6 protein-coding genes are annotated in these 10,388 nt (G+C 38.2%); 5 read left to right on the top strand and 1 reads right to left on the bottom strand.

Going from position 1 to position 10,388, the window contains the following annotated elements:
• The first annotated feature begins 164 nt into the window (after window positions 1-164).
• From ABXH34_RS15065 to ABXH34_RS15050, 4 genes are all read left to right on the top strand, one after another.
• Complete coding sequence (locus ABXH34_RS15065) at window positions 165-527, top strand: response regulator (protein ID WP_353572710.1); 363 nt, start codon at window positions 165-167, stop codon at window positions 525-527.
• A 3-nt stretch (window positions 528-530) separates the two neighbouring features.
• Window positions 531-2,774: a chemotaxis protein CheA gene (locus ABXH34_RS15060; protein ID WP_353572709.1), complete on the top strand. Its 2,244-nt coding sequence runs from the start codon at window positions 531-533 to the stop codon at window positions 2,772-2,774.
• Between the two features lie 72 nt (window positions 2,775-2,846).
• Window positions 2,847-3,353: a chemotaxis protein CheW gene (locus tag ABXH34_RS15055; RefSeq protein ID WP_353572708.1), complete on the top strand. Its 507-nt coding sequence runs from the start codon at window positions 2,847-2,849 to the stop codon at window positions 3,351-3,353.
• 10 nt (window positions 3,354-3,363) lie between these two features.
• The gene (locus ABXH34_RS15050; RefSeq protein ID WP_353572707.1) at window positions 3,364-6,108 is read left to right on the top strand and encodes a methyl-accepting chemotaxis protein; all 2,745 of its coding nucleotides are present in this window, start codon (window positions 3,364-3,366) and stop codon (window positions 6,106-6,108) included.
• Window positions 6,109-6,245: 137 nt separating this feature from the next.
• On the opposite strand, the gene ABXH34_RS15045 is transcribed toward ABXH34_RS15050, so the two are convergent.
• A complete protein-coding gene (locus tag ABXH34_RS15045) occupies window positions 6,246-6,851 on the bottom strand; it encodes an NUDIX domain-containing protein (protein WP_353572706.1) in 606 nt (201 codons plus the stop codon).
• A gap of 264 nt (window positions 6,852-7,115) precedes the next feature.
• Here ABXH34_RS15045 and ABXH34_RS15040 point away from each other — a divergent pair.
• Window positions 7,116-10,388, top strand: a 3,273-nt coding sequence (locus ABXH34_RS15040) for an RCC1 domain-containing protein (RefSeq protein ID WP_353572705.1), incomplete at its 3' end; no start/stop codon positions are given.

Genomic DNA, 10,388 nt, shown 5'->3' with positions numbered 1-10,388 from the left:
ACAGGTAATAATAGTAGAAATGAGTAAAACGATCATTTTTAAATCTGTGGGTTTTATCATTATTGACTAAATTAAATAATCTTGCTTTCATAAACCTATTAAACAACAACCTAATATAGATTATACTAAATGAATATTTTCTGCCCAGAACAATGGTGTCACAAATGGCTCACATCCTAATTAGTGATGATTCAATTGCGATGCGCCAAATGCTAGCTTACACTTTAACTGAAGCCAGCCATGAGGTTATGCAGGCAGACAATGGTCAAGCTGCATTACGATTAGCACAAAGCCATACGTTTGACTTAGTGATAACTGATGTCAATATGCCATTATTAGATGGTTTGTCTTTGGTCAAAGAGTTACGTGCTTTGCCCAATTATCGCTTTAAACCCATTTTGCTATTGACAACAGAAACCGATCCACAAAAAAAACAAATAGCCAAAAAATCAGGGGCAACAGGTTGGATTATCAAGCCTTTTAATCCTGATAAACTGCTTATGGCGGTGCGAAAAGTATTGGGGTAGCCTATGTCTGTAGATATGACGGAAGTCAAAAAACTATTTTTTGAAGAAAGTCTTGAAAGTTTAGATGCAATGGAATCTACTTTGCTCGATGTACAAATTGGGGAAATAGACAAAGAGCAAGTGAATAGCATTTTTCGTTGTGTACACTCGATTAAAGGTGGTGCAGGCATTTTCCAATATGAACAGGTGATTAATTTTTCCCATGTTGCAGAAACCCTGCTTGATGAAGTGCGTAATGGTGAACATTTGGTGACCCAAAATATCATTGATTTGCTCTTGCACACTGTTGATATTTTAAGAATGCAGCTTGATGGCTTACAAGATGGCTCGCCTGTGGATGAAAATGAAGTCAAAGCCTGTCAAAACAGTTTAGAAGCCATTCTCAGTGCGCCGATACAGCAAGAAGCATTTCCAGAACAAGATATTGTTATCCAGCCGAATTCTAGCAACAGAGATATTGTTGCATCTGAAAACCAAGCTGACGACCTTATTGAAAAACCCGTGCCAGAGCCAAAAACTTGGGCGATCAGCTTTAAACCTTATGAGGATATGCTGATAACGGGCAATGATCCGATCAATTTATTCAGAGAACTTGAAGAATTAGGCTCGCTTAAAATTATTCCAAATCATAGTACATTACCTGAATTTACTGAATTAAATCCAAGAGGCTGTTATTTAAATTGGGACTTGGAACTGCTCACAACAGTTGATAAAACAGATATTGAAGAAATTTTTGAATGGGTTGAAGGGGATTGTGAGTTAGATATTCAATTACTAGAGTCAAATACAGTAAAATCAGAAACCACTGAAATTGAAATCAGCGAAACAAATTCAAATCAGGCGGTAACACAAGCTCAAATAATAGAACCTAAATCTGTTTCTGAAGCAAATAATCAAAAAGCGGTCAGTGTTGATATAGCTCAAACTGTAGAGCAAGCTCACCTTTCTGAGACACCACAACATATTGATAATACCCAACAAACTGTTAATAAAGCGCATATTAAAGAAAAAAACAATAGTTCTGAAACCAGCTCGATTCGAGTGGGTATTGATAAGGTAGATTCTTTAATCAATATTGTCGGCGAACTGGTGATTACTCAATCGATGTTAGACCAAATTGGCGAAAATTTCGATAATGAGCAAATAGACAGTTTACGCAATGGTTTAGCACAACTAGAGCGCAATACCCGTGAATTGCAAGAAAGTGTCATGCGAATTCGGATGCTGCCTATTAGTTTTTCATTCAGCCGTTTTCCGCGTTTAGTACATGATTTAAGCACTCAATTAGGTAAAAAAATTCATTTAGAATTATCTGGGGAACAAACTGAGCTAGATAAAACAGTTTTAGAAAAAATCGGCGATCCGCTGGTTCATTTAGTACGTAATGCCTTAGATCATGGTGTTGAAATGCCTGATGAACGAGTTGCACAAGGTAAACCTGAAACAGGAACTTTGCGGCTTCACGCATTTCACCAAAGTGGCAGTATTATTATTAAAATTAGTGATGATGGTGCAGGTTTTAATGTCGATAAAATTCGTCAAAAAGCGATTGAAAAACGGCTGATTGGGACGGAAGATACTTTAACTGATGAACAAATTTATGAATTTATTTTTCACCCTGGATTTTCAACCGCCACTCAAGTTAGCGATTTGTCTGGACGAGGGGTTGGCATGGATGTGGTGCGGCGTAATATTCGCTCCTTAGCGGGCAGTATCGATGTGTATTCACGGCGTGGACAAGGGACAACATTTACAATCCGCTTGCCTCTGACTTTAGCTATTTTAGATGGCCAATTAATTCGTGTAGGTCAACAAATTTATATTTTGTCATTGCTATCAATTATTGAATCTTTACGGGTTAATAAAAAATATGTCAATGAATTAGCAGGACAAGCTGAAGTTTATAAACTACGTGATGAATATATTCCTATTTTGCGCTTGTATGATTTATTTGAAGTCAACACCGATTTAACTAATTTAGAACAGGGTTTACTTGTTGTCGTGGAAGGCGATGGACAAAAAATTGGTTTATTTGTAGATGAATTACTATCACAGCAGCAAATTGTGATAAAAAGTTTAGAGACTAATTACAAGCAGATTCCTGGCATTTCAGGCGCAACTATTCTAGGTAATGGTGAAGTTGCTCTGATTTTAGATACAGCAGGTTTGTTACATTTGTTCCGTAGTCATTACAATATTAATTTACCTTCTCGTAGAAATAATGCCTCGTTTTTAGAAACCAGTTAAAGCGTGAATATTATTGAATTCCGAGTCTAATAGATGGGATTGTCTGTAGATAATTCTTGAGGAGCAACCATAATGAGCACGATGCCAGATGATGTGCAACAACACATTGCAAATAAATATCTTACATTTGTACTAGCGACTGAAGAGTATGCAGTGGATATTTTGCGGGTACAGGAAATTAAAGGTTGGAGCAAAGTCACCCCAATTCCTAATACTCCTGATTATATTTGTGGTGTCATTAACTTACGCGGCACAATTGTACCTATCATTGATTTACGTTTACGCTTTGGCTTAGATAAATTGGCCTATGGTGCAATGACTGTGGTTGTGGTGGTGCGAGTGGTGAATCCTGCGACAGGTAAAAGTCGGATTATGGGCGTTGTGGTTGATGCAGTATCTGATGTTTATGATATGCCTGAAAGTGAAATTAAACCCGCTCCTGATTTTGGCAGTGTTATTAGTATCGAATTTATCAAAGGTTTAGCCACCGTTGAAGATAAAATGGTGATTATATTGGAAATAGATAAGCTATTAAATTCACAAGAACTTGCTGTACTTGAGCAAGTGGATCAATCATAAGGTATACAATATGAAACGCTGGCTTGCTAACTTGGGCATTAAATACAAACTGAGTCTCATGATTTTTTTACCGATTATGGGCTTATTATTTTTTGCCTACATGGGTACGGTCGAAAAATATCAAACTTACGATAAGATGAAAAAATTAGATGAATTAGTCCATCTTTCAATTAAATTAAGCAATTTAGTATATGAAATCCAGCGTGAACATTTGATTAGCGTGTTGCATTTGCGCAGTCAAGATAATAAATATGTCACTCAACTGGAATATGAAGCGGAACGTACCGCTGAAAGTATACAGGCTTTAAAACAATTTGTAGCAGACTTCAAAATCCATAATTATGATAAAAGTTTACAAATAAATTTGAATCAAGTGATACAACGTTTAGATGATTTGGATCCGATGCGGAATAAGGTGAGCGCACGTCAAATCGTGCCTGACCAAGCAATGCAACTATATTCTGAGCTCAATGAGGTTATCTTAGACTTTGTGATGCAATTGGCAAGTGTGGATACAGAGCAGAGCATTTTCCATTATGAATTAGCTTATATCAATTTTTTACAAGCTCAAGAAATAGTTGCAATTGAACGTTCTCTACTCACAATGGTATTCAGTCAACAACATTTTACCCCTGAACAATATCGCAAATATATAGAGCTCTCTGCTGTACAAAAGCTGTTATTTGAACGGGCGGTTAACACTTATTTTGTTGAACAACAAAAAGCCTTTTATCAACAAACATTCCAAGGCGGTTTTTTACAAGAAACTCAGCGAATGGAAAAAATTGCATTGAGCCAAGACCCTGAGCAAATAGCCACGGTAGCCCCTGAGTATTGGTCAAAAATGCAGACTGAAAAAATTGAAGTATTAATCATAATTCAAAAACAATTAGCCAGTGATTTGGAATGGCAGGCGGAAAACTTAAGCAAACAGGCCTATTTAAACCTTATCTATATTTTAGCGTCTATTGCTATTATCGTACTGTTATCAACATTGTTAGCCTATTTGATTTGGACGGGGATTATTGCACGCTTAACTCAAGCCAGTATGGTTGCTACGGCGATTAAAGACGGTGATTTAAGCAGCCAAATTAAGGTTGATTCTAAAGATGAAACGGGCAATTTATTACACATTTTGCAACAAATGCAGCACCAATTACAAAAACGGGCAACATCTGATAAGCAAGTCGCTGACGAAGCTCTACGCTTAACCGCAGCTCTCGATAGCGTCACAACCAGTGTTTTCATCACGGATACGGGATTTAATATCGTCTATGCAAACAAATCAGCTTATGATTTATTGTCTACTGACAAAGTAAAAGCCCAATTTCCACACTTCGATGTAAATAATCTGCTTGGCACTTGTGTGGATAATTTCCATAAAAACCCCGCTCATCAGCGCAAATTAGTTGATGATTTAACCTCTAGCTATATTTCTAAATTTAATGTGGGAGAATGCGTAATTGCATCTGTAACCACACCTATTATTAATGCTGAAGGTGAGCGAGTGGGGACTGTTGCAGAATGGCGCGAGATTACCACTCAAGTGGCGACTGAAAAAGAAATCAGTAGCGTCATTCAAGCCGCATCAGAAGGGGACTTTAGCCAACGTATTGGTCTGGAAGATAAAACTGACTTTTTCCATACCTTTAGTGCCAGTGTGAATAAAATCATAGAATTTAATCAAGTTGCAGTAGGCGATATTGCGACTATTTTTTCAGCCTTATCTCAAGGTGATTTAACCCAAACGATTAAACGAGATTACCGTGGTGAGTTGGAGCAGCTTAAAAATGATGCCAACATCACGATTGCTAAATTAACTGAAAGTATGACAACCATCATCAATTCAGCGCGTTCGGTTAAAACCGCAGCGGAAGAAATTTCCCAAGCCAATTTAAGTCTTAATCAACGGACTGAAGAGCAAGCTTCTGCATTAGAAGAAACCGCCGCCAGTATGCAGGAAATGACCAGCAGCGTGCAACAAAATGCAGACAATGCCACTCAAGCCACCCAGCTTGCTATTAATGCACGTAATTTGGCAGAGAAAGGAGGAGCAGTTGTAGGCTCAGCCGTCACGGCAATGAATGAGATTAGTAGCAGCAGCCGCGAAATCACGGATATTATTGATGTGATTGATGATATTGCATTCCAAACCAACTTGCTTGCGTTAAATGCGGCGGTGGAAGCGGCACGGGCAGGTGAACAAGGTCGAGGCTTTGCTGTGGTTGCCAGCGAAGTACGTAATCTTGCTCAACGTAGTGCCTCGGCGGCTAAAGAAATCAAAAATTTGATTCAAGACAGTGTCATTAAAGTTGATGAAGGCACTAAATTAGTGAATAAATCTGGGGAAACCTTAGATGAAATAGTTACCAGTGTGAAAAAAGTCAGCGACATTATTTCAGAAATTTCCGCTGCCAGTCAGGAACAATCATCAGGTATTCATCAGGTTAATAAAGCCGTGACTCAGATGGATGAAATGACTCAGCAAAATGCGGCAATGGTGGAAGAAGCGGCTTCTGCCAGTGAGTCTATGGCTGAGCAAGCATTGATTTTACGTGAGCAAACCGACTTTTTCACAATAGATAATGACTTGTTATATGATGATATATTGGAGCATGATAACCATAGTCGTTTACATCAATTAAGCCATGCTATGACCACTGAACATGCAGCCCATGTACTGCCACCGCATCAAAAACCCCATTTAAAAGCAGGGCATGGTGGACATAATGACGATGATTGGGAAGACTTTTAGGCACTTGAAGCATTGATTATAGTCGTTTTATTTTAAAGTAATACAGGACTGGCAGTCCTTGATTTCAAAAGTGTTTGATATTTAAAGTATAAAAAGACTGCCAGTCCTAATATATAAGCCAAAATTGACTATAAATATTAGCTGTTCCAGTCTTGGCGCACTGCATCTCGGTTTAATGCTAACCACTGCAAGGCCATAATGGCTGGAGCATACATAATCTGTCCTTCATTTAACATTTGCATGGCTTGTTGATAGGACATAACATGCACTTTGATGTCCTCATCTTCGGCTTCTACACCATGTAGTCCCGAAATATTGCTTGTATCGACTTTGGCACAATACAATTGTGTGGTTTCTGAAACTGCGCCGGGGCTAACAAAAAAGTGATAAATAGGTTTTAGATCTAAAATTTCACAACCCGCTTCTTCTTGCATTTCTCGATCAGCAACTTGCTCAGGCTGTTCATTCGGTTCAATAATGCCAGCCACAATTTCAAACAACCAAGGTGGATTATGTTCTGCCACCATTGCACCGGGGCGAAATTGTTCTATTAAAACCACATTATCGGTTACTGGATCGTAAGGCAATACGGCAACAGCATGTCCACGCTCTAATACTTCTCGTAGCAACTCATTACTCCAGCCTCCAGAAAATAAACTATGTCTTAATTTGTAGCGATTGAGTGTGAAAAATCCTGCATGGCACGTTATTTTTTCAAGGATTTCAACTTTTTTATCAGTCATTATTTTTAGCCGTTATTTTATATGATGGCTTTGATTATACAGTGAAATATTCTTGTTCCATAGTAAATAATAAAAATTATTTTTTAGATTGAACCTCAGTTATTATCCTTACTCATCGTTAACTTGGCGATGACAAACGGTACTTATTACCTGCTTAAAATCATCTATACTATAGCCAATATGTCTGAAATTTGCTTACTTTTTAGGTAATAATCTGATTCATAAGTGCTCTTTGTATGAAAGAGGCTTTAAAGGAAATTTGTTATGTTTAGACTAAAATATCGGACAGGGTGCTTGTTAAAGGCTTTTCTGTCTCAACTGGCTCTGATGATTCTGTCATTAGTTCATCGTATTTTACTGACTTCTGCTTTTCCCATTATGGTTGTTAGCAGATTGTTCATTGTCTTTATATTTAGCTTATCAATGCCAGTCTATGCTGCATCTATCGCGTTGACTGATGTAACAGATATTGCCACAGGTAATGGCTTTTCTTGTGTGGTGACTGACATAGGAAAAGTACGTTGTTGGGGCAGTAATGATAATAATAGTCTAGGTGATGGAACAGCGGAAAATACTCAATATCCATCTTATGTTATTGGGATTTCTGATGGTGCAACTGCCGTCACCGCTGGAACTAATCACGCGTGTGCAATTGTAGATGGTGGTGTGAAATGCTGGGGGAATAATGACTCTGGTCAATTAGGCACAGGTAATACAACGGCAAGCAGTATCGCTGTTGATGTATCTGGTCTTGGAGCTGGAAGTAAGGTTACAAAAATTTCTGCAGGCTACTCCAATACATGTGCAATTGTAGATAATAATATGCAGTGCTGGGGAAATAATGATTATGGAAAATTGGGGGATGCCTCATTTGATTCGCAATTAACACCAGTGACTGTCAAAGATTTAACAAGTGTAACGGATATTGCCACAGGTGAAGATTTTACGTGTGCAGTGATTGCCAGTGGTACGGTTAAATGCTGGGGGCGCAACAATAATGGCCAATTAGGAAATGACAGTAATACTGATGAAACCACGCCAAATACGGTTTCAGGCATATTATCTGGAGCAACAAAAGTCAGTGCCAAATTTGAACATGCTTGCGCGGTTGTTGATAGCGGCGTGTTGTGTTGGGGACTTAATGATGAAGGGCAATTGGGTAATGGAACATTATCAAGCAGTATAGGAGGACAAGCCTCTCCTGTACAAGCAATCCCAGACAATAGTGGAGTCACTGATGTTTCGACAGGCCATTCAAGTACTTGTGCTTTATTTAGTGGTGGGGCAGTCCAATGTTGGGGTAGTGATGATATTGCGCAGTTGGCTAATGAACTTGATGGAAGCCAAGTGAGTCCTTATGCAACGACAATCAATACGGATATTACTGTATTGGACAGTAGTATAGATAAGCACCGCTGTGCAATTGTTGGAGGAGAAGCATGGTGTTGGGGACAAAATAATGAATTACAATCTGGCGGAGATGCTGAGCCATCCCTAATTATAGATGCACCTCAATCAGTTTTTGATAATTTATGTTTAGCTCAAACTGACATTCCTACTTCTGAATGTGAGGCGTTAGTGAGCTTGTATGTTGCAACAGAAGGGCATAACTGGTCAGATAAATCAGGCAATAACTGGCTTAAAACAGATGCACCATGTGATTGGTCTGGTGTAATTTGTGATGACCCAGCAACTAATGTAGTCGCAATATTGCGTGATGGGCTAAATTTAACAGGCGAAATTCCAGATTTAAGTGCATTGAGCCAACTACAAGAGTTACATTTAAGCACAAACAATTTAACGGGCGATTTGCAAGGTGTTAGCGATTTATCCGAATTAATAGAATTGAAACTAGATAATAATCAACTTACTTCAATGGAAACTGATTTTCCATCTAACCTTCAGCTTTTATATCTTCACTCAAATAAATTAACAGGTTCAATCCCGAGTAATTTACCAACTAGCTTGACGGATTTATTGTTATATAAAAATACCTTAACAGGTGAAATTCCTGATCTAACTAATTTTTTTAGTTTGAATGCAGGTGATTTTAGTTATAACGCCTTAAGCAGTGCGGAAAATCCCAGTAGCCTTGAAAACATTGATAGTGACTGGCTTAATACTCAAACTGTCCCTGTGAGCAATGTGACTGCAACGGTAATATCAGAGACTGAAGTACAAATTGCTTGGACACCGATTGCTTATACAAGCGATGATGGCTATTACACCATTCGCTATGGTACAAGTTCTGATTCATACGATAACAGTGTGAATACAGCAGATAAATCAATAAGTAATCAAAATATTACAGATTTAACCGAAGGTACAAAATATTATTTTGTGGTTGAAACCTATACGCCAATACATTCAGGTCAGTCCAATGCTTTAACCAGTGATTATAGTGAGGAAATATCCGCGACACCAGAGACCAGTTGTAATTCAGTTGTCACTAATGAAAATGATGATGGCTCAGGTTCTTTACGTCAGGCAGTGACTGAGGCTTGTGCTGGCGGGACTATTACTTTTTCTGACTCACTCACAATTAATCTAAGTTCTGAAATTACGATCAATAAAGACCTTAGCATTGATGGGCAAAGCAATTCTGTCATCATTGATGGAGGCAATTCAACCCGTTTATTTTATTTACCTAATGGTAACAAATCAGTCACGCTTAAAAACTTAACTATGCAAAATGCTCAAACATCAGGTAATGATAATAATGGTGGTGCAATAATTTTTGAAGGGAAGGCAACAGCCACAATAGATCAATGCTTGTTCAAATCAAATAAGGCTGTATCACAGGCTGACGGTGGCGCAATTGCAATTAAGAATGGTAATAATTATATTACAATCACTAATTCTACCTTTGATAGTAATCAAGCACATCAAGGCGGTGCTGCAATTAGAGTATGGGATAGCGGTTTAGTTTCAATTGCTAATAGCACATTTGTGAATAATAGCATGAGTGAAGATTTTTTCAGTGGTGGTGCGATTTCACTTACACAAAATTCTGTAGTCGAAGTGACAAACTCAACTTTCTATAAGAATAGTGCAAATAGAGGGGGAGCTATTATTGCTAGCAGCTCGACTTTAACGGTAAATAACTCCACATTTTCAGAAAATTATACACTCAGAGCTGATTCTGGCAGTACACATGGCAATGGTACTAGTATTTATGTTGAAGATAGTAGTTTGACCATGAACAACAGTATTTTAGCCAACTCTTCAACCCCCTCTGAGTCAGAGTGTTATATCACTTCAAGTACTGTTTTAGGTAGCAATAATATTATTGAAGACGGTAGTTGTTTGAGTAATGGTTTAACCACAGCAGAATTATCCGTAGACCCTAAACTGGCATCCTCTCCAGCAGATAATGATGGTTTAACCTCAACAATCATACTGTATGGTAATTCGGTTGGTGTTGATGCGGGTAACAGTTTATGTGAAGATTTAGATCAACGTGGTACTGCTCGTTCTAGCACATGTGATATTGGTGCGTATGAATTTGTGCCGCCAGAGGGTAGTACAGTTGTAAAT

This window comes from Candidatus Albibeggiatoa sp. nov. BB20 (assembly GCA_016744725.1).
Taxonomy (GTDB): Bacteria; Pseudomonadota; Gammaproteobacteria; order Beggiatoales; family Beggiatoaceae; genus Albibeggiatoa.
Note: the sequence above shows the minus strand (reverse complement) of the source record. Positions and strands in the feature narration are given on the sequence as shown.

Excerpts from the sequence above, each read along its gene's own strand:
- ABXH34_RS15065 (WP_353572710.1), top strand. The coding sequence starts at position 165 with ATGGCTCACATCCTAATTAGTGATGATTCAATTGCGATGCGCCAAATG.
- ABXH34_RS15060 (WP_353572709.1), top strand. The coding sequence starts at position 531 with ATGTCTGTAGATATGACGGAAGTCAAAAAACTATTTTTTGAAGAAAGT.
- ABXH34_RS15055 (WP_353572708.1), top strand. The coding sequence starts at position 2,847 with ATGAGCACGATGCCAGATGATGTGCAACAACACATTGCAAATAAATAT.
- ABXH34_RS15050 (WP_353572707.1), top strand. The coding sequence starts at position 3,364 with ATGAAACGCTGGCTTGCTAACTTGGGCATTAAATACAAACTGAGTCTC.
- ABXH34_RS15045 (WP_353572706.1), bottom strand. The coding sequence starts at position 6,851 with ATGACTGATAAAAAAGTTGAAATCCTTGAAAAAATAACGTGCCATGCA.